Origin of the sequence: Amycolatopsis sp. NBC_00345 (assembly GCF_036116635.1) — a bacterium.
Lineage (GTDB): Bacteria > Actinomycetota > Actinomycetes > Mycobacteriales > Pseudonocardiaceae > Amycolatopsis.
This window is the reverse complement of the sequence record NZ_CP107995.1, coordinates 9,300,928-9,320,124: the sequence shown is the minus strand read 5'-3', so window position 1 is coordinate 9,320,124 and position 19,197 is coordinate 9,300,928. Positions and strand designations below refer to the sequence as shown.

At 72.0% G+C, this 19,197-nt stretch carries 19 protein-coding genes; 9 read left to right on the top strand and 10 right to left on the bottom strand.

Annotated elements, in window-relative coordinates; genetic code table 11:
* Positions 1-24 precede the first annotated feature (24 nt).
* A complete protein-coding gene (locus OG943_RS42560) occupies positions 25-930 on the top strand; it encodes a LysR family transcriptional regulator (RefSeq protein ID WP_328606535.1) in 906 nt (301 codons plus the stop codon).
* A 32-nt stretch (positions 931-962) separates the two neighbouring features.
* On the opposite strand, the gene OG943_RS42555 is transcribed toward OG943_RS42560, so the two are convergent.
* Together OG943_RS42555 and OG943_RS42550 are read right to left on the bottom strand one after the other, a co-directional pair.
* Positions 963-2,411: a leucyl aminopeptidase family protein gene (locus tag OG943_RS42555; RefSeq protein ID WP_328606534.1), complete on the bottom strand. Its 1,449-nt coding sequence runs from the start codon at positions 2,409-2,411 to the stop codon at positions 963-965.
* A 90-nt stretch (positions 2,412-2,501) separates the two neighbouring features.
* On the bottom strand, positions 2,502-2,669 hold the full coding sequence (locus tag OG943_RS42550) for a DUF3117 domain-containing protein (RefSeq protein WP_315653513.1): 168 nt from the start codon (positions 2,667-2,669) through the stop codon (positions 2,502-2,504).
* A gap of 198 nt (positions 2,670-2,867) precedes the next feature.
* Here OG943_RS42550 and OG943_RS42545 point away from each other — a divergent pair, with 198 nt between their 5' ends.
* On the top strand, positions 2,868-3,662 hold the full coding sequence (locus OG943_RS42545; RefSeq protein ID WP_328606533.1) for an enoyl-CoA hydratase-related protein: 795 nt from the start codon (positions 2,868-2,870) through the stop codon (positions 3,660-3,662).
* Between the two features lie 75 nt (positions 3,663-3,737).
* On the opposite strand, the gene OG943_RS42540 is transcribed toward OG943_RS42545, so the two are convergent.
* Genes OG943_RS42540 through OG943_RS42520 form a run of 5 tightly spaced genes read right to left on the bottom strand, consistent with a single transcriptional unit; the run spans position 3,738 to position 6,099 of the window.
* Complete coding sequence (locus OG943_RS42540) at positions 3,738-4,307, bottom strand: DNA-3-methyladenine glycosylase I (protein ID WP_328606532.1); 570 nt, start codon at positions 4,305-4,307, stop codon at positions 3,738-3,740.
* A gap of 5 nt (positions 4,308-4,312) precedes the next feature.
* Positions 4,313-4,768 (bottom strand): SRPBCC family protein, encoded by a 456-nt coding sequence (locus OG943_RS42535; protein ID WP_328606531.1) that lies wholly within the window; start codon positions 4,766-4,768, stop codon positions 4,313-4,315.
* Entirely contained in the window at positions 4,761-5,108 is a 348-nt protein-coding gene (locus OG943_RS42530) for a DivIVA domain-containing protein (protein ID WP_328606530.1), read from the bottom strand. The genes OG943_RS42535 and OG943_RS42530 overlap by 8 nt, the downstream gene beginning before the upstream one ends.
* Positions 5,105-5,773, bottom strand: coding sequence for a permease prefix domain 1-containing protein (locus tag OG943_RS42525; RefSeq protein WP_328612317.1), 669 nt, complete (start codon positions 5,771-5,773; stop codon positions 5,105-5,107). The genes OG943_RS42530 and OG943_RS42525 overlap by 4 nt, the downstream gene beginning before the upstream one ends.
* A 2-nt stretch (positions 5,774-5,775) precedes the next feature.
* Positions 5,776-6,099 carry a helix-turn-helix transcriptional regulator gene (locus OG943_RS42520; RefSeq protein WP_328606529.1) on the bottom strand — a complete coding sequence of 108 codons (324 nt, stop codon included), beginning with the start codon at positions 6,097-6,099 and terminating at the stop codon, positions 5,776-5,778.
* Between the two features lie 139 nt (positions 6,100-6,238).
* Between OG943_RS42520 and OG943_RS42515 the strand changes: the two genes are divergently transcribed.
* Genes OG943_RS42515 through cydC form a run of 4 tightly spaced genes read left to right on the top strand, consistent with a single transcriptional unit; the run spans position 6,239 to position 11,631 of the window.
* Positions 6,239-7,405: a cytochrome ubiquinol oxidase subunit I gene (locus OG943_RS42515; protein WP_328606528.1), complete on the top strand. Its 1,167-nt coding sequence runs from the start codon at positions 6,239-6,241 to the stop codon at positions 7,403-7,405.
* 2 nt (positions 7,406-7,407) lie between these two features.
* On the top strand, positions 7,408-8,406 hold the full coding sequence (locus OG943_RS42510; RefSeq protein ID WP_328606527.1) for a cytochrome d ubiquinol oxidase subunit II: 999 nt from the start codon (positions 7,408-7,410) through the stop codon (positions 8,404-8,406).
* A gap of 26 nt (positions 8,407-8,432) precedes the next feature.
* Positions 8,433-9,977: a thiol reductant ABC exporter subunit CydD gene (cydD, locus tag OG943_RS42505; protein WP_328606526.1), complete on the top strand. Its 1,545-nt coding sequence runs from the start codon at positions 8,433-8,435 to the stop codon at positions 9,975-9,977.
* A gap of 19 nt (positions 9,978-9,996) precedes the next feature.
* The gene (cydC, locus tag OG943_RS42500) at positions 9,997-11,631 is read left to right on the top strand and encodes a thiol reductant ABC exporter subunit CydC (protein WP_328606525.1); all 1,635 of its coding nucleotides are present in this window, start codon (positions 9,997-9,999) and stop codon (positions 11,629-11,631) included.
* Here the strand turns inward: cydC and OG943_RS42495 are convergent.
* Complete coding sequence (locus tag OG943_RS42495) at positions 11,564-12,472, bottom strand: glucosyl-3-phosphoglycerate synthase (protein ID WP_328606524.1); 909 nt, start codon at positions 12,470-12,472, stop codon at positions 11,564-11,566. The genes cydC and OG943_RS42495 overlap by 68 nt on opposite strands.
* Positions 12,473-12,526: 54 nt before the next feature.
* Here OG943_RS42495 and OG943_RS42490 point away from each other — a divergent pair, with 54 nt between their 5' ends.
* The 3 genes from OG943_RS42490 (at position 12,527) to OG943_RS42480 (ending at position 17,298) form a co-directional block, all read left to right on the top strand.
* The gene (locus OG943_RS42490) at positions 12,527-13,201 is read left to right on the top strand and encodes a lysophospholipid acyltransferase family protein (RefSeq protein WP_328606523.1); all 675 of its coding nucleotides are present in this window, start codon (positions 12,527-12,529) and stop codon (positions 13,199-13,201) included.
* A 447-nt stretch (positions 13,202-13,648) separates the two neighbouring features.
* Entirely contained in the window at positions 13,649-16,108 is a 2,460-nt protein-coding gene (locus OG943_RS42485; protein WP_328606522.1) for an amino acid adenylation domain-containing protein, read from the top strand.
* On the top strand, positions 16,102-17,298 hold the full coding sequence (locus OG943_RS42480; RefSeq protein WP_328606521.1) for a cytochrome P450: 1,197 nt from the start codon (positions 16,102-16,104) through the stop codon (positions 17,296-17,298). Before OG943_RS42485 ends, OG943_RS42480 begins: the two co-directional genes overlap by 7 nt.
* A gap of 77 nt (positions 17,299-17,375) precedes the next feature.
* On the opposite strand, the gene OG943_RS42475 is transcribed toward OG943_RS42480, so the two are convergent.
* Complete coding sequence (locus OG943_RS42475) at positions 17,376-18,155, bottom strand: class I SAM-dependent methyltransferase (RefSeq protein ID WP_328606520.1); 780 nt, start codon at positions 18,153-18,155, stop codon at positions 17,376-17,378.
* A 54-nt stretch (positions 18,156-18,209) separates the two neighbouring features.
* Positions 18,210-19,163 carry a DMT family transporter gene (locus OG943_RS42470; RefSeq protein ID WP_328606519.1) on the bottom strand — a complete coding sequence of 318 codons (954 nt, stop codon included), beginning with the start codon at positions 19,161-19,163 and terminating at the stop codon, positions 18,210-18,212.
* Between the last annotated feature and the right edge of the window lie 34 nt (positions 19,164-19,197).

Below are 19,197 nucleotides of genomic sequence, written 5' to 3'. Positions count from 1 at the left end.
CGGTGATCAGCGATAATCGATACCATGTCGCATGAAAGCCTGACTGCGCAGCTCGCGCCCCATCTGCTGCTGCTCGCGACCCTGCGCAAGACGAGGAACGTCACACGCGCGGCCGAGCTGCTCGCCGTCCCGCAGCCGACCGTCAGCCGCCGGCTCGCCGCGCTCGGCGAAGCGCTGGGCGCCCCGCTGACGGTCCCCGACGGCCGCGGCATCCGGCTCACCCGCGCCGCCGAGCTGCTGGCCGAAGCGGCGGAACGCGCGCTGGGCCCGGTCGACGCCGGCGCGCGGCTGGCGCGTGAGGAGATCGAGCCGGGCAGCGGCCGCGTCGTGCTGGGCTTCCTGCACCTGCTCGGCCGCTCGCTGGTGCCGACGCTGCTGCGCGACTACCGCGCCCAGGCCCCGGCCGCGCGGTTCACCCTCGTGCAGGGCTCACGCCAGGAGATGCTCGACCGGCTCTCCAGCGGCGAGCTGGACCTGGCCCTGCTCGCCCCGGTGCCGGACGACCCGGCGCTGGACACGGCCGTGCTGGACGAGCAGCCGATCCTGCTGTCCGTGCCGGCGGGCCACCGGCTGGCCGGCCACCCGGGCGTCCACATGGCGGAGCTGGCCGACGAGGAGTTCGTCATGCTGGAGCCGGGTTACGGCCTCCGCCGCATCACCGACGACCTCTGCGCGGCGGCCGGTTTCAGCCCGCGGATCGCCTTCGAGGGCCAGGAATCGGACACCGTGCGCGGCCTCGTCGCGGCCGGGCTGGGCGTCGCCCTGCTCCCGCACTTCGAGCCGGGCGCGCCGGCCGGGGTCTCGGAAGTCCCGCTTCTCCCCGCGGTCGGCCGGACGATCGGGCTGGCCTGGCGCGCGGGCGAACCGGCGTCCCCGGCCGTGCGGGCGTTCCGGGACCATGTGCTGCAGGAAAAGGCTCGTGAGTGTTGATGACGGTTAGAACCGTCATCAACACTCACGAGTCAGGAGCTGTAGGAAGCCGCGAACTCCACCAGCGTCCGGCTGGCGAAGCCGGACGCGCCGGGCACCACGTCGTCGTAGTTCTTGTCCGCGCGGCCCGGGCCGGCGATGTCCAGGTGCGCCCACGGCAGGCCCGCCGTGAACTCGCGCAGGAACAGCGCCGCCATGATGCCGCCGGGCCCACCCGGGGCCTGGCGGACGTCGCCGAGTTCACCTTGGACCGAAGCGGCGTAGTCCTCGACCAACGGCATCCGCCACCAAGCCTCGCCGACGCGGGCGCCGGCGGCGACCACCCGCGCGGCCAGCTCGTCGTCAGTCGCGAAGAGACCGCCGGTGCGCAGGCCGAGCGAAACCTTCATCGCGCCGGTCAGCGTGGCGGTGTCGACCACGACGTCCGGCTTGTACTTGTCGATGCCGTACGCCAGCGCGTCGGCCATCACCATGCGCCCCTCGGCGTCGGTGTTGCCGACCTCGGTGGTGCGGCCGCCGTAATGGCGCACGATGTCGCCGGGGCGGTAAGCCGAGCCGGACACGTGGTTCTCCGCCGACGGCACCAGCGCGGTCACCCGCACCGGCAGCTTCAGCGCGGCGATAGCGCGCACCGCGGCGATCACGGCCGCGCCGCCCGCCATGTCGGTGCGCATCAGGTGCATGCCCTCGGCCGGCTTGATCGACAGGCCGCCGGTGTCGAACGTGATGCCCTTGCCCACCATCAGAACGTGCGAGGACGCGCCCCGCGGCTTGTACTCCAGCTCGATCAGCCGCGGCGGCGAAGCCGAGCCGCCGCCGACAGCGAGCACCCCGCCGAAGCCGTTGTCCGCGAGCCACTTCTCGTCCCGCACGGTCACGGTCACACCCTCGACCGCGCCGACCACCTTCGCCGCGGTGTTGGCCAGCCAGGCGGGGTTCTTGACGTTCGACGGCGTGTTCGCGAGGTCCCGGGTCAGCGCGGCGGCCGCGGCCAGCTCCCGCACCCGCGCCACCTGCCCGGCGTACTCCGCGACTGCGTCTTCACGCGCCGCCACCAGCCGGACGGCCTGCAGCGCGGGCTTCGGCTCCTCAGTGGTCACTTTGAACCGGTAGCCGCCGAGCAGCAGGCCCATCGCCAGCTCCCCGACCTGCTCCCCCGTGACGTCCTCGGGCAGCAGCACCTGGACGGCCCTGGACGGCCCGGCCTCCACGGCGGCGCGCGCCGCGCGGGCGAGCGCCGCGCCCGCCTTGCGGTAGTCCCGCGGCTCGCCGTCGCCGATCCCCGCCACCCAGCGGGGTGAGTCGTCACCCGGCACCTCGTGGACGTCGCCGCTCTTGCCGCTCGCGCCGTGCTCCACATGCGACTCCCCGTCCGGATCCGGCGCCAGGGCGAGATGCGCGAGCGGGGCCCCGCGCCGGTAGGTGACGGAGACCTCGATCTCGGGCAGCTTCGTCGGGACGGGCGGTAGTGAGTTACGCACAGTGGGCAACCTTTGGGCGCAGACGAGCCGCGACCCCGGCCTCCAGAAGGAGACCGGGGTGCGGAAAAAGGACGGGGAGTGCAGCCGGGATCAGCCGGTGACCTCCTGGAGTGCTGCGCCGAGATCCTTCGCTTCATCTGCGGAGAGCTCGACGACGAGCCGGCCACCACCTTCCAGTGGCACCCGCATCACAAGGCCCCGCCCCTCCTTAGTCACTTCGAGGGGACCATCTCCGGTCCGGGGCTTCATGGCCGCCATAGCGTGCTCCCTCCGTCTCAACCGGCGCGCCCGGGTCGCGCACTCCCAAACCAGCCGGGTCTCGGCCCCCATTGTCCCTCATCAGCGGCCGGGCGCGAACGCGGACCGATCATTTGCCCTTGCATCGGTGCTGGTATGCCGCCCGCCGGGCTGAAACACTCGGTTCGTAGATCCGTGTTTTCGCCAAGAGGAGCATCAGTGACCACATCCGACGTCCTGCTGACCGCGAACGCGGACGGCGTGCGCACCCTGACCCTGAACCGGCCGCAGGCGTACAACTCGCTGACCGTCGAACTCAAGGAGCGGCTGCTCGCCGAACTGCGCGCGGCCGCCGACGACGCGGACGTGCGCGCGGTCGTGCTCACCGGCTCGGGCCGGGCGTTCTGCGCCGGGCAGGACCTGAAGGAGCACGTAGGACTGCTCCAGGCCAACGACCCCGCCCCGTTACACACGGTGGTCGATCACTACAACCCGATCGTCCACGCGATCATGGACCTGCCGAAGCCCGTGATCGCGGCCGTGAACGGCACCGCGGCGGGCGCGGGCGCGGCCTTCGCCTATGCCAGCGACCTGCGGATCGCCGCGAGCTCGTCGACCTTCCTGATGGCCTTCGCGAACGTCGGCCTCGGCCCGGACTCCGGCGCGTCCTGGACGCTGCAGCGGCTCATCGGCCTCGGCCGCACCGCGGAGCTGATGCTGATGGCGCGCACCGTGGACTCGGCCGAGGCGCTGCGGATCGGGCTGGTCGGCGAGGTCGTGCCCGACGAGGAACTGGCCGCGCGCGCCCAGTCCGTGGCCGCGAAGCTGGCCGCCGGGCCGACAGTCGCGTACGCGAAGATCAAGCACGTGCTGTCCGTCGCGGCCGAGTCCTCTCTGGACGACGCGCTCGCCGCGGAGGACGTCGCGCAGACCGCGCTGGGCGCCACCGCCGACCACCTCGAGGCCGTCGAGGCCTTCGTCGGCAAGCGCCGGCCGAACTTCCAGGGCAAATAGGACTCCGTTAAGGCCTCCTTACCCGCGTCCCACGCGGGTAAGGAGGCCTTAACGGCATTTGCCCGGACGGAACACTCACGAGCGCTTCGCCCGGAAGCAGCCGGCCACGTGGTCGTCGACCATGCCGGTCGCCTGCATCAGCGCGTAACACGTCGTCGGGCCGAGGAAGGCGAAGCCGCGCTTCTTCAGGTCCTTGGCCATGGCCTTGGACTCGTCGGTGATCGCCGGCACGTCGGCCATCGTCTTCGGTCGCCGCCGCGACGCCGGGGCGAAGGACCACAGCAGCTCGTCCAGCGGGGTGTCCAGTGCGGCGATGGCGCGCGCGTTGGTGATCGCGGCCAGGATCTTCGCCCGGTTCCGCACGATCGAGGCGTCCTGCATGAGCCGCTCGACGTCTCCGTCGCCGAAGCGCGCGACCTTCGCCGGCTGGAACTTCTTGAACGCCTTCCGGAAGTTCTCACGCTTGCGCAGGATCGTGATCCACGACAGCCCGGACTGGAACGACTCGAGGCAGAGCCGCTCGTACAGCTCGGCCTCGCCGTGCAGCGGGCTGCCCCACTCCTCGTCGTGGTAGGCCGCGTAGTCCGGCGCCGAGTTGCCCCACGAGCACCGGGCGACGCCGTCTTCGCCCAGCAGTCCCGTCATCCCCGTCATCGTCCCCCTATCGAATAGTCCTCGGCGAAGCGCGCGAACTGCCGTAACGAGTGCCGCACCCCCAGCGCGAACGCCGGCCGCAGCACCGGCCAGGCCAGCTGCCCGGCGAGGCCGAACGGCAGCTTCAGGTGCTCCGCCCAGACGAACGTGCAGCGCGCCCCGCCCTTGGCCACCACCTGGAACACGCCCGTGCCCTGCACCACGCTGCCGAGGTGGCGCACCGTGCACCGCAGCGGCGGCTCCCAGGCGGTGATCTCCATCGTGTCCGTGAAACCGATCCCGGCGACGCCGGTGAACGCGGCGATCCTGGAGCCCACGCTGCGGCCGTTGCCCTCGACCACCCGCACCGAGGTGCCGAGCATCCACTCGCCCTGGCGCGTCCAGTCGGTCAGGGCCAGCCAGGTCGTCCCCGCCGGCGCCGCGACGTCGACGGACAGCACCAGGTCACTCACCCGTGGCCCGCGCCTCCGCGCCCGCCTCGTCGACCTCGTGGGCATCGCGGGCATCGCGGGCCTCCAGCTCGGCGACCCGGGCGCGCAGCCCGTCCAGCTCCACGCCCAGCCTGCGCATCACCCAGTCCACTTCGGACATCTTGTAGCCGCGCAGCACGAGCTGGTAGTGCACCTGCTGCACGTCGTCGCCGGTGATGTCCTCGGCGGGCAGGCGCGTGGGCGAGCTGCCCGGCGGCAGCGGGGCCAGCTCCTCGCCCCGGCCGAACACCACGGCGGCGAGCAGGAACACCACGGCGGCCACCAGCAGCATGACTACGAGGTAGATCAGCGCGGTCGTCACGTCACGATCGTGGCACACCGGCCCCAGGAACGTCGCGCGAGCACGACCAGCCGCACGGAAAGCAGGGCCCACGCCACCATCAGCAGCCCGCACGGCACGCTGAGGAACAGCCTCGACGCGTCCACGGCGCCCGTCACGACGAGCAGCCCGGCGAACGAGAGCAGGTTCAGCCCGACCGCCGCGGCGATCAGCGCGCCGCAGATCCGGGCCAGCCGGACGCCGTCGACGCGGCGGCTGAGCCAGCGCGTGCAGAGCAGGGCCACCAGCCCGACGAGCGGGACGGCGAAGATCCCGCCGTGCGCCACCTGCGTGGCCCCGACGTACCAGCTCGGGCTCGGCGTCGACAACCTGGTCCAGGCGCCGAAGGTGAGGATCCGGGCGAGGTCCCAGCCCAGCGACATCGCGGGCACGCCGAGCACGAGCTTCCACAGCGTCCGCACGCCGCTGTGCATGCTCAGCTCGGCCTGGTAGTCCCCGGCGACCGCCGCCGCCCCGCCGAAGTCGGCGACGGCGCGGCGCTCGGCCTCGTCGTCGGTCCAGCCGCCGGCCCGGTAGGCGTCCGCGGCGTCGTGCAGCCCGTCGCGCGCCTCGCCGAGCAGGTCGGCCTTCGTCGACCGGCAGCCGATCAGCCGCCGGTCGAGGTCCGCGAGGTACGCGTCGATCACGGTCACGCTTCCACCCGCAGGACGCCGCCGATCACCGTGGTGAACTCCTGCCACTCGGCCCGCTCGGCGGCGAGCGCCTGCTGGCCCGACCGCGTGAGGCGGTAGGTGCGGCGTTTGCGGCCGGACACCACGTCCCACTCGCTGGCCAGGTAGCCGGCCCGCTCCAGCCGGCGCAGGGCCGGGTAAACGGTTCCGGTGGGCAGGTCGAGCGCGCCGTCACTGCGCAGCGCCAGCGCCTCGATGATCGCGTAGCCGTGCAGCTTCCGGCCGTCGAGCACTGCCAGCAGCAGCGCGTCCAGGTGTCCGCGCAACGTGTCCGCCTTCATAGGTTGTCACTCTACTCATACCAGTACGGAAAGAGTAATCCGCACGGGCCACGGAAGCGCTCCGGGGAAACCCTGAGATGTCCCTGACTTCATAGATTTCCTTGCTACATGTAGGCACGCTACATATAGACTCCGCCGCATGGACGCACTCCCGATCGCGAGAATCCAGTTCGCGGCGACGACCTCGTTCCACTTCCTGTTCGTGCTGCTCACGCTGGGCCTGGTCACGATGGTGGCGATCATGCAGACCCGCGCCACCCTCGGCGGGAAGCCCGAATTAACCCGGATGACCCGGTTCTGGGGCCGGCTGTATGTGATCAACTATGCGCTGGGCATCGTCACCGGAATCGTGATGGAATTCCAGTTCGGGCTCACCTGGACCGGACTGTCCGCATTCGCCGGCGACGTCTTCGGCGCACCGCTGGCGATCGAGACGCTGGTGGCGTTTTTCCTCGAGTCCACGTTCCTGGGATTGTGGATCTTCGGCTGGGGGCGGCTGAACAAGTGGGTGCACCTGGCCCTGGTCTGGCTGGTCACGCTCACCGCGTACGCCTCCGCGCTGTTCGTCATGGTGGCGAACTCGTTCCTCCAGGACCCGGTCGGCAGCCACCTGGAAGGCGGGGTGCTGCGGCTGGACGACTTCGGTGCGCTGTTCACCAACCCGGCGCTCGTGTCGTCGCTGCCCCACCTGCTCTCGGCGGCGCTGATGACCGGCGGCTTCTTCGTGACGGGAGTGAGCGCGTACCACTTCCTCAAGCGCACCACGGAGGTCGAGTTCTTCCGCCGCTCGATGCGGATCGGCGTGCTGACGGCGTTGGCGGGCAGCATCCTCACGGTCAACCAGGGCTTCGCGCAGTTCGGCGAGCTGAGGATGTACCAGCCCGGCAAGCTGGAGCAGGCGAGCACCGGGCTGCCACTGGGCCTGATGATCACGATCGGCTTCCTCGCACTGCTCTGCTCGCTGGCCGGCACGCTGCTGCTGTTCCGCGACTGGCTCACCCGCGCCCGGCCGCTGCTGTACCTGATGGTGCCCGCGATCGCGCTGCCGTTCGCCGCCGCGATCTGCGGCTGGTTCGTGCGGGAGATCGGCCGTCAGCCGTGGCTGATCTGGGGGAAGCTGCGCACCGCGGACGCGCTCGCCGGCGTCGGCGCGGGCCAGATTCTGTTCTCCTTCATCGCTTTCTCGCTCCTGTTCCTCACGCTCGCCGTGGCCGACTGGGTGCTGCTCGCCCGGATCGCACGCCGCGGCCCGGAGTCCGAGTCCTCCCCGGCCGAGCCCGAGCTGACCGTCCTGAGTGGAGTCTGACCATGGTGACCCTCTGGTGGTGCGCGCTGGGCCTGCTGCTCGGCGGGTACTTCGGCCTGGCCGGCTACGACTACGGCGCCGGGATGCTGCTGCCCGGCCTCGGCCGCGCGGACGAGCCCCGGCAGCGGCGGGCGCTCGGCGCGCTGGGGCCGTTCTTCCTGGCCAACGAGGTGTGGCTGGTCGCCGCGGTCGGGGTGCTGTTCGGCGCGTTCCCGCACTTGGAGGGCAAGGTCTTCGCCGGCGCGTACGTGCTGGTGGTGGTCCTGCTGCTGGGGCTGGTCACGTTCACCGCATCGGTGCAGCTGCGCAGCCGGCGGCCGGACGCGCGCCGGGGCCCGTGGTCGTTCGGCATCACGGCGGGCGCGCTGGTCACGGCGGTCTCGTGGGGCCTGTTCCTCGGCAACCTGGTGCTGGGCCTGCCGGTGGACGCCCACGGCGGCCCGGTGGACGACGTCCTCGCGCTCTTCACCCCGTACGCCGTGCTGTGGGGCCTCGGCTTCGTGGCCCTGTTCTGCTTGCAGGGCGCGGTTTTCCTCGCGGTGCGGGGGCCGGCCGAGCTGACCAGGCGGGCGGAGCGGCTGGCCCGCTCGTCGACCCTGCCGGTGGGCGCGTTCCTGGTGATCGCGACGGTCTGGGGCGCGGTGGTGGTGTCCGGCGCGTCGTGGCTCGCACTGGTGGTGGTGCTGCTGGCGTTCGCCGCGTTCGCCACCGTCCTTTTCGGACTGCGAACCGGCCGGAGCCGGCTCGCGCTGCCCGCGGTGATGCTGCTGTCCGCCACGCCGGCACTACTCGTGGGCATCCTGCGGTTCCCGACCGTCCTGACGTCCAGTGTGGACCCGGCGTACGCGCTGACGGTGGACGCCGCGGCCACGGCGCCCGGGACGGCCGCGCTGCTGGCCTGGTTCGCGGTGCCGTCGCTGGTGCTGCTGATCGTGGTGCAGTGGCTGACCTGGCGGATGAACCGCACGCCGGTCGACCGCGACTCGGTTCTGCACTTCTAGGACTTCCAGGATTTCAGGGGGAGAAAATGCCGTCACTGCCCGGTTTACGCCGGTATCTGGCCGTGCTCGGGGTGCTGGGCGCGCTGACCGCGGGCGCGGTGCTCGTCCAGGCCGAGGGGCTCGCCACCCTGCTCACCGGTGGCGGGATCGGCGCCGCGCTGCTCATCGCGGTGCTCGCGCGGGTGCTGCTGGCGCTGGCCCAGGGCGTGGTCACCGGGCGGTTCGCGGCGGACGCGCAGGCCGGGCTGCGCCGTCGGCTGCTGGGCTCGGACTCGCCCTCGGTGGCGACCCGGGTGACCAAGGGGGTCGACGCGGCGGAAGCTCATCTGACCGGGTACCTGCCGGCGCTCGTGGTGTCCGCCGTGGTGCCGGTGGCCGTGCTGGTGCGGCTGTTTTCGGCCGACCTGACCTCAGCGCTGATCGTGACCGCGACGCTGCCGTTGATCCCGGTGTTCGCCGCGCTTGTCGGCGCGCACACGCGGGCCCGGACCGAGCGGCAGTGGGCGCTGCTGACCAAGCTGGGCGGGCACTTCCTGGACGTGGTCCGCGGCCTGCCGACCCTGAAGCTGTTCGGCCGCGCCGCCGCGCAGACCAAGACCGTGCGCGCGATGGCCGAAGCCCACACCGGCGCGACGATGAAGACCCTGCGCGTCGCGTTCCTCTCCGCGCTGGTGCTGGAACTGGTCGCGACGCTGTCCATCGCGCTGATCGCCGTGCCGATCGGCTTCCGGCTGCTGGACGGCTCGATGTCCGCCCACACCGCGATGCTGGTGCTGGTGCTCGCGCCCGAGGCGTACCTGCCGCTGCGTGCCGCGGGCGCGAAGTTCCACGCGTCGGCCGAGGGGCTCACGGCGATGCGCGAGATATTGGCCGAGCCCGTCGCCGCGCGGTTCGGCGGTGCGGTGGCCCGGCGGCGAGGCGCGCCGGAGATCGTGTTCGAGCGGGTCTCGGTGTGTTACGGCGACACGCCAGCACTGTCCGAAGTGGACATGACGCTGCGGCCGGGCGACCACGTCGCGCTGGTGGGGCCGAGCGGCGCGGGCAAGTCCACAATGCTGGCCGTCCTGCTGGGTTTTGTCCCGCCGACCGCAGGCCGGGTGCTGATCGACGGCGTCGACCTCCGCGAGCTGGACCACGAGGCGTGGCTGAGCGACGTCGCATGGCTGCCGCAACGTCCGACGCTGTTCAGCGGGACAGTCGCCGAGAACATCGCCATGGGCGGCCCGCGTGACGTCGTGGCCGCGGCCCGCGCCGCCGCGCTGGACGACGTCGTCACCGCCCTGCCCCAGGGCTACGCGACCCGGATCGGCGAACTGGGTGCGGGCCTGTCTGCGGGGCAGCGGCAGCGGGTCGGGCTGGCCCGCGCGCTGGCCCGCACCGACACGTCGCTGGTCCTGCTCGACGAGCCCACCGCCCGGCTCGACGCCGGCACCGAGCGCACCGTGCTCGACGGCGCCCGCCACCTGCTGCCCGCCCGCACCGCGCTGCTCGTCGCCCACCGTCCGGCCATGGCGGCGCTGGCGACGCGGGTCGTCGAGCTGCGGGGCGGCCGTGTGCCCCAGCCCGTCTGAGCCACTGGAGAAGGACACAATGGACATTCCCCGACTGCTCCGGGCGGCGCTGCTCGCCGCGGGGGCCGAGCTGTCCGGCCTCGCGCTGACCGGCACCGCGGCCTGGCTCCTGCTGCGCGCGGCGGAACGGCCGCCGCTCGCGGCGCTCACCGTGGCCGTGATCGCGGTGCGGGTGTTCGCGTTGCTGCGCGGCGGTTTGCGGTACGCGGAACGGCTCGCGGGACACGAAGTGGTACTGCGCCATCTCGCCGAACTGCGCACCCGCGTCTACGAAGCGCTGCTGCCCCATCGCGTCGCGCGGCATTCGGGCGCCGACCTCGTGACCCGGCTGGTGTCCGATGTGGACGCGGTACAGGACGCTGTGCTCCGGCTGCTGCTGCCCGCCGGGGTCGCGGGGATCGCCGGGCTCGTCGTGACGACCGTGGTCGCGCTGGTGAGCCTCCCCGCGGCCGCCGCGGTGGCCGCGGGGCTGGTCGTCGCCGCCCTGCTGCCCTGGCCGGCCGCCCGCGTCACCGCCGCGGCGTCCGCGGCCGCCGCACCGGCCCGGCAGGAACTGGCCGAACGCGCGGTCGAGCTGGGCACCGGCCGTCGTGAGCTGGTCGCGTACGGCGCCGAACCGGCGGCTCGTGCGGCCGCCGACGCCGTGGTCGACGGCCTCGCCGCCCGGTCGCGCTGGACCGCCACCTGGCTGGCCGTGCTCACCGCGGCCGGGGTGCTGGTCCAGCTCGCCACCACCGCGGCCGTCGCGCTGCTCAGCGACGCGAGTGTCCCGGTCACAGCCGCGCTGACGCTGTCCGTGATGGCGCTGTTCGAGGTTGTCCTGCCCCTCACCGGTGCCGCCCGGCGGCTGCCGGAGGTGCGCGCCTCGCTCCGCCGCGTACGCGCGGTGCTGGACGAACGGCCGACACCACGCGAGGACGGCCGGCCGGGCCTGGCGCACCTCCCACCGACCAGCGAACCGGGCCTCGGCCACCCCCAACCGCACGGCGAACCAAGCCCCGGCCACCTCCGACTCCACAACGTCGGCGTCACCCACCCCGGCCGCCCGCCGGCGCTCGCGGGCGTCAGCCTCGACCTGCCGCCGGGCCGGCGCCTCGGCATCCTCGGCCCGTCAGGCTCGGGCAAAACAACGCTGCTGCACGTCCTGCTCGCCTTCGTCGAGCCGACGTCCGGCCACGTCACCCGCGACGGCCGCCCGCTGCGGGACCACGACGCCCGGGTCGCCTCCGGGGCGCTCGCCGACGCGCACGTCTTCCACACCACCGTCCGCGAGAACCTCCGCCTGGCCAAACGGCGCGCGACCGACGACGAACTGCTCGAAGCCTGCGAGACCGCGGGCTTCGACCTGCCGCTGGACCGCGACACCGGACCCGACGGCGCCGCGCTGTCCGGCGGCCAGCGTCAGCGCCTGGTGCTGGCCCGCGCCGTGCTCGCCGCGCCGCCGGTGCTCGTGCTGGACGAGCCGGTGGAGGGCCTCGACCCCGAGCACGGCGACGAGGTGCTGGCCCGGGTGCTGGCCGCCGCGAAGGGGACCGTCGTGCTCGTCACGCACCGGCCCGAGCACCTGACCGGGTTCGACGAGGTGCTCACCCTCGAAGCCGGCCGGCCCGTACCTCACGCATCGGCGGCCGGTCCAGGACCGGGACCTCGGTGACGTCGGGCAGCCACTCCCCGGAGACCTGCACGAACTGCGTCAGCCGCGCGGCGGCGTCCGTGGGCACGCCGCAGCGGCCGAGCGCCGTGCCGAGGATCTGCCGCGCCATCACGCCCAGCTGCAGCAGCGAGCGGTTGCGGTGCTTGCGAACGCCCAGGTTGACCTGCGCGAGGGCGTCGAGGCCGTGGCGCGCCTCGGCGTCGAGCAGCAGCCCGATCTCCACGCCGTAGCCGCCGGCGAACGGCACCGACTCGAAGAACTCGCGCGTGCCCGCGTACTCCCCGCCGAGCGGCTGCACGAGGTCTGCGAGCGCCGGCCGCAGCGCCGAGAGCACGGGCCGGGCCAGCAGTTCCGTCACACGGCCGCCGCCGGTGCTCTCGAGCCGCAGCGGGCGGCGGTAGAAGCCCTTGACCAGGTGCACCCCGGGCTCGGTGAGCAGCGGGCCGAGCAGCGCCGGCACAAACGCCGGGTCCGGGTCCACCAGGTCGGAGTCGAGGAACACCACGAGGTCGCCGCTGGTCGCCGCCAGCGACCGCCACAGCACCTCGCCCTTGCCGGGCCGGGGCGCGAGGCCGGGCAGCACGTCCTCACGCCGTACCACCCGCGCGCCGGCCGCCTCGGCCAGCGACACCGTCGCGTCGGTCGAGCCGGAGTCCATCACCACCAGCTCGTCGACGACGGTGCCGAGCAGCGGCCGCACGGACGCGACGACACCACCGACCGTCCGCTCCTCGTCGAGCGCCGGCAGCACGACGGACACCGTCCGGCCACGCTTCGCCGCGAGGATGTCGGCGGGCGCCCACCGCGGCTCCTGCCAGGTGCGACGCTCGAACCAGGTCATGGGGGCGATCGTGCCATGCTGGGGATACCGACTGGCCCCCTGGAGGGAGACCCCTTGCTGTCCCTGCTCGTCCGCTTCGTGCTCGGCCCACTGGTCCGCGTGCTCTACCGCCCGCAGGTCGAGGGCGTGGAGAACATCCCGGCCGAGGGCCCCGTGCTACTGGCCTCGAACCACCGGGCGGCGCTCGACACCGGCGTGATCACCTTCACCACCCCGCGTCAGGTCCGGTTCCTCGGCAAGGCGGAGTACTTCACCGGCAAGGGCCTCAAAGGACGGTTCATCGCCAAGTCCCTCGACGCGCTCGGCTACATCCCGGTCGAGCGCGGCAACGCGCAGGCCGGCCTCGCCGCGCTGGAAGCGGGCCGCAAGGTGCTGGAGGCGGGCGGCGTCTTCGCCATCTACCCCGAGGGCACGCGCTCCCTCGACGGCCGCCTGCACCGCGGCCACACCGGCGTGGCCGCGCTGGCCCTGTCGACGGGCGCCAAGGTCATCCCGGTCGCCCTGTTCGGCACCGAGGGCATCCAGCCCGGCGGCGCGAAGATCCCCCGGCCGGCCAAGATCAAGGTCGTCTTCGGCGAGCCGCTGGACTTCTCCCGGTACGAAGGCCAGGACTCCTCTTCCGCCATCCGGCGCTCGGTCACCGACGAGATCATGTACATGATTCTGGAGCTGTCCGGCCAGGAGTATGTCGACCGTTACCACAAACGCCCCGACGAGGGCGCGGCCTGACCTGTTCCGGCCAAAAAATAAATGGTCAAACGGCGAATACCGCGACCCTGACAACAGGACAATAGGTTTACGATCAATAACGTCGGGACCCAGGACGTGACAGCGGGACGGCAAGTGCCACAGCCGTCAAGCCACCGCCATCGCTTGAGAACACTACTTTCTCCGGTTCCGCCAAATGGTCCAGTCCGGTATGGACCAACCTACTCGGACGTAAAGTCACAGGTACTAAAAGGCGAATGCCGCTAATCGGTATTGCCCCCGGAGCTAATCGTCCGTAACCTGTCACCCGCCGTCACCGGCATTCGTTCCGGCTCACGACACCGCTTGCGGTTCCGGGGAATTCGGCGGTGCCGGTTGTGGCCGTCTCCACCCCCTCCACGGATGGGAACCCGGATGCCTGTTACCGCCTCAACAGTTCACGAAGACCTGGAGCGTTTGTTCGACGCGGTGGACCGATGGGCCGAGAGCACACCCACCGAGACCGCCTTCTCCGCACCCGACGGCACCCTCGACTTCCGCGGGCTGGCCCGGCACACGGCGTCGATCGCCTCGGCGCTGGCCGAAGCCGGGACCGGGGCGGGCACCGTGGTCGGGGTGGCCACCGGCCGCTCCCGGTTCGCCGCGGCCGGCCTGCTGGCCGTCTGGCGGCTCGGAGCGACCGCCGTACTGCTCGACGACCGCCATCCGGCCGAACGGCTCGCCTACGTCCTCGCCGACGCCGGCGTCGAAGTGCTGCTGGGCCACGGGGTCCCGCCGTTCACCGGCGACCTGCCCAGGGTTGATCCCGAAACCACCGTGGAAACCACCGTGGAAACCGACGTGGAAACCGACGCCGCACCGGCGCCCGCGCCCACCTCGCCCGGCGAGATCGCCTATGTGGTCTACACCTCCGGTACCACCGGACGGCCCAAGGGCGTGGAGGTCACCTATCGCGGCCTCGGCGTTTTCCTCACGGCGCTGGCGGAGATCGGCCTCACCCCCGGCGGGCTGGGCGTCAACGCGCTGTCCCCCGCCTTCGACGGCTGGCTGTGGTGCACCCTGCTGCACCTGCTGCACGGACAGGGCACGGCGGTCATCGACCTCGCCGACGACCGCACCGACGACGTCGACCTGGCCCAGCGCATCACCGCGATCGGCCCGCGCACGGTCGTGCTGACCCCGTCCCTGATGGCCACCTGCACCGACGCGTTGTCGACCGCGGAGGTCGTGGTCGTCGCCGGTGAACGCTGCCCCCGCGGGCTCGCCGAGCAACTGGCGGCGAACCACCGCGTGCTCAATGTGTACGGCCCGACCGAAACCACCATGGCCGCGACCTGCGCCGACACCGCCCGCGGCGACGACGTGTCGACCATCGGCCGCGCGCTGACCGGCTACCAGGCCTTCGTCCTCGACGAGAACCGCCGGCCCGTCCCGCCGGGATCGCCAGGCGAGCTGTACATCGGCGGCGACGCACTCGCCCGGGGCTACCGCAACCAGCCGGAGCTGACCGCCGAACGGTTCGTGCCCGTGCCGGGGATCGCCGAACGGCTCTACCGGACCGGCGACCAGGTTTCGGCCCGGCCGGACGGTCAGCTCGACTACCTCGGCCGCACCGACGACCAGGTGAAAGTGCGGGGTTTCCGGATCGAACTGGCGGAGCTGGAGAAGGTCGCCGAGGAGCTGCCCGCGATCACCACGGCGGCCGCGTTTGTCCTGGAGTCCGGCGAAGCGCTCGGGCTCGCCGCCGTCGTGGCGGCCGGGCACGACCTCACCGCCGGGGCCGCGATGGTCCGCGAACACTGCCGCGCCAAGCTGCCCGGCCACCTGGTCCCCTCCATGGTCGACTTCGTGCCCGCGCTGCCCGCCACCGCCAACGGCAAGGTGGACCGGGAAGCGCTGGCCCGGGCGTGCGCCGACGAGCGCGCGTCGACCGGACGAGCACCGAGCACCCCCAGGGAAGCAGAGGTGTGCACCGCCTGGAGCGAGCTGCTGGAACGCCCGGTCACCGACGTCGATGCCGATTTCTTCGAGCTGGGCGGGCATTCGCTGCTCGCCGCGCGGGCGGTGGCGGCGCTGCGCCGGTCGACCGGCATCCGGTTCTCCATCACCGTCCTGCTGGCCAACCCGACCCCCGCCATGCTGGCGCGGGAGCTCGACCGGCGCACGGAGCCCAAGACCGAGACCGTGCGCCCGGCGTCCTGGCTCGTCACCTGGCACCCGGAGCCCGCCCAGCGCCCGACGCTGCTGTGCCTGGCCCACGGCGGCGCCGGCTGCGGGCGTTACCGCTCGTGGCAGGACAAGCTCGGCGACGACGTTTCCGTGGTCGGTGTCCAGCTTCCCGGGCGGGAGAACCGCTGGCGCGAGGAACATCCGTCCACAATGGCCGAAGCAGCCGAGGCCGTGGTGGCCGAGGTCGCCGGGCTGGTCGCGCCGACGACCCCGCTGGTCGTGTTCGGGGAGAGCTTCGGCGGCCTGCTGGGCTACGAGGTCGCCCGGCGGCTGGGCGAACGCGGACGGCCACCGGCCGCACTCGTGATCGCGGCCAGCGACCCCCCGCACACCTGGGCCGGCGACGACCACCAGTACGGCAGCGACACCGTTCTCCGGCAGCTGCTGGAATCCAGCTCCGCGGAGGTCCAAGAGCTCGACGATGACGCCCGCGAGTACACCCTCGGCATCATGCGCAAGGACGGCGCGCTGGCCTCGACCTTCGTCCTGCCCGCCGAAGCCCGGCTGGACTCGGCCGTCCACGCGTGGGGCGGCGACACCGACAAACTGGTCACCCCGGCTTCCCTGGACGAGTGGAGTTCCTACACCACAAGGGAGTTCGTCAGGAAGCAGTTCGACGGCGGGCACATGTTCGGCACCGACCTGGCCGAGACGACCCTGCCCCTGCTGGCGCGACTGCTCGGGGGCACTCCGTGCTGATCGACCTCACCGACGAGAAGACGTTCTCCGGCAACGGTTTCTGGAAGGACCTGGCCTGGCTGCGGGAGAACGACCCGGTGCACTGGCACCCCGAGCCCGACGGTCCGGGCTTCTGGGCGGTGACCCGGTACGAGGACGCGCTCGGCGTCTACCACGATTGGGAGACCTTCAGCTCCCGCAACGGGATGCGGCTGGACACCAACCCGGCCGCGGTGGCCGCGGTGACCCAGCGGATGCTGATCGTCTCGGACCCGCCCGACCACTCGCAGCTCAAACGCGTGCTGGCCAAGGGTTTCTCGCCGGCCGAGATCCCGCACGCCGAGGACCTGATCCGGCGGGTGGTGCGGGAGCTGCTCGGCGAGGCCCTACAGGACCGGGAGATCGACATCGTCGACCTGGCGCGACGGGTCCCGACCCGCGTCGTCTGCGCGCTGATGGGTGTCCCGCGCGAGGAATGGGACTGGCTGGGCGGCACGATGAACGCCGCCTTCGAGGGCGAGGACGAGCAGAGCCGGCTGGCCGCGCACGCCGAGATCTTCCTGTACTTCTCGGAGCTGGTGACCGAGCGGCGCGAATCCCCCGGGGACGACTTCGTCAGCCGCATCGCGCACGACCGGCGGTCCACTTCGGTGCCGGGCGAGACGCGGCTGCTGTCGGACGAGGAGATCGCGGTCAACTGCAACGGCGTCCTCGCCGGTGGCAACGAAACCACCCGTTACTCAGCCGGCGGCGCGGTGCTCGCACTGCTGGAAAACCCGTCCCAGTGGGAAAAACTCCGCACCGCGGGCAGCTCGATCCTCCCGACGGCGATCGAAGAGGTGCTCCGGTGGACCACGCCGGGGGTGCACGTCCTGCGCACCGCCACCCGTCCCGCCCGGATCGCCGGCACCGACATCGCGGCCGGTGACCGGGTCACCGTCTGGAACGTCTCGGCCAACCGCGACGAAGCCGCCTTCGACGCCCCGGAGCGGTTCGACCTGGCCCGCACCCCGAACAAGCACCTCTCGTTCGGCGGCGGACGGCACCAGTGCCTCGGTGCCCGGCTCGCGAGGCTGGAGCTGTCGGTCTTCCTCGAAGAACTCGTCGCCGGGGTCGACTCGATCGAGCAGACCGGGGAACCCGGCTACACCGCGTCGAACTTCACCTGGGGCGTCCGGCACCTGCCGGTGCGCCTGACCCCCGCCCGCTGATCACTGGGCTGAAAGCCGTTAAGGCCTCCTTACCCGCGTCCGACGCGGGTAAGGAGGCCTTAACGGCGTTCCTGGGCTCAGTCCCGGCGCCCGCGAGCCGCCACGGTCATCCAGGTGTAGTCCACCAACGACGGTGTCTCGTACATCGCGAACGCCTCGTCGAGTTCTTCACGCGTGATCAAGCCCGTGGTCAGCGCGTGCTCCTCGACCAGCTTCGTGGTGTTCTTGAGCCACTGCGCCAGCGGTTCCCCGCCCCTGGCCGGCAGGATCGACCCCTCCGCCGCGCAGTCGGCCAGCCCGGCCGCCTCCAGCGGGACCGGCAGGGTGCGGGCCCAGTCCGCGGCGGTCCCGACGCGTTCGGTCATGACCTGGGTCAGCACCGCCATGGACCGGCGGGTCGCCGGGTGCGAGGCCAGTTCGGGCATCGTCGTGCCGATCTCGATCAGCAACCACCCGCCGGGCTTGAGCCACGACGCCATCCGCTTGATCACGGCCTCGCGCGCGGGCAGGTGGTCGAGCACGAACCGGGTGTGGATGAGGTCGAACTCCCCGGGCGCGTCATCGGTCGTGACATCGTGGTGCAGCACCGTCACGCCCAGCTCGGCCAGCGGCCCGAGGAACTTGAGGCTGAGGTCCGTCGCCACCACGTTCCCCGGCCCGGCCAGCTCGGCCATCCGCCTGGCCACCGACCCCGCCCCGGCGCCGACCTCAAGGCACTTCCAGCCCGGCTTCACCCCGAGGTCGTCGAGCTGCCGGAGGCTGAACGGGTCGAAGACCTGTTCCAGCAAGAGCAGGCGCCGATGCTCCGCCTGCGCCTCGGTGTCAACGAAGTTGTTCCAGCCGATCGCCTGCGACATCAGGGATTCCTCTTCAATGTCAGTGCGCACCGGAGCGGTACGCAGAGGCCGCCTTCATGCATAGCTCCGTGAAACGTCCAGGTCGTCCGGCGTGTTCGGGTCCTCTTCACCGGCAGTCGGCACCGGAGAGGACGTCCGCGGTTCCTCGTCGCCGGGCGCTTCCTGGTAACCGTCCAGCAGCGGGGAACCCGACAACAGCGCCGCGCCGACCGCGAGCAGCACGGCTCCCAGCGCCGCGCCGAGCAGCCACCACCCGCCCCTGACCTGTTCGTGGAACACGAGAACGCCCCAGAGGACGGCCACCACGGGGTTGGCGAGGGTGATGCCCGGCTGCGAGGCGACCAGCCGCCCGGCCTGCAGCGCGTTCTGCAACAGCACGAACGCCGCGGCGCTGACGAGGATCAGGGCCCAGGTCTGCCAGGTGGTGACCAGCGCCCCCACGCCATGCCCCACCGCCGCCGTGACCGGTTTGACCACCACGGCGATCAGGCCGGCCCCCATGCCGGCGGCGATCCCGGCCAGCGCCGTCCTGGCCACCCGCCCGGCCCACCGCGAGGCCAGGAGGATCCCGGCGACCGCCGCGACCGTCACGGTGAGCCCGATCAGCCAGGTGCCCAGCGGGACCTCGTCCGCGTGACCGCCGTGCGGCGACAAGGCCAGTAGCAGGACGACGATGCCGAGCGTCATCGAGGCGATCGCCGCCCATTCCCGGTACTTCAGGCGCCCGCCGAGGATCAGCTGGGACAGGATGAGGGTGAACGGCAGCTCCATCACCACCAGCAGCTGCACCGTCGTGACCGTGCTCTGCGACAGGGCGAGCGCGTGCAGCCCGAACTCGGCGAGCATGGTGACGATGCCGGCCAGCCAGAGCGGGCGATGGCGGATCATCAGCCACAGCCGCGCCCACGAGAACCCGGGCCGCTCCGGTTCGGCCTGGTTCGCCTTGCGCAGCAGCACAAGGCCCAGTCCGCTGACGGCGGCGGCGAGCAACACCAGTAGGACCGCCACCGTCGAACCTCATTCCGTGCGCTCAGTCGGCGGG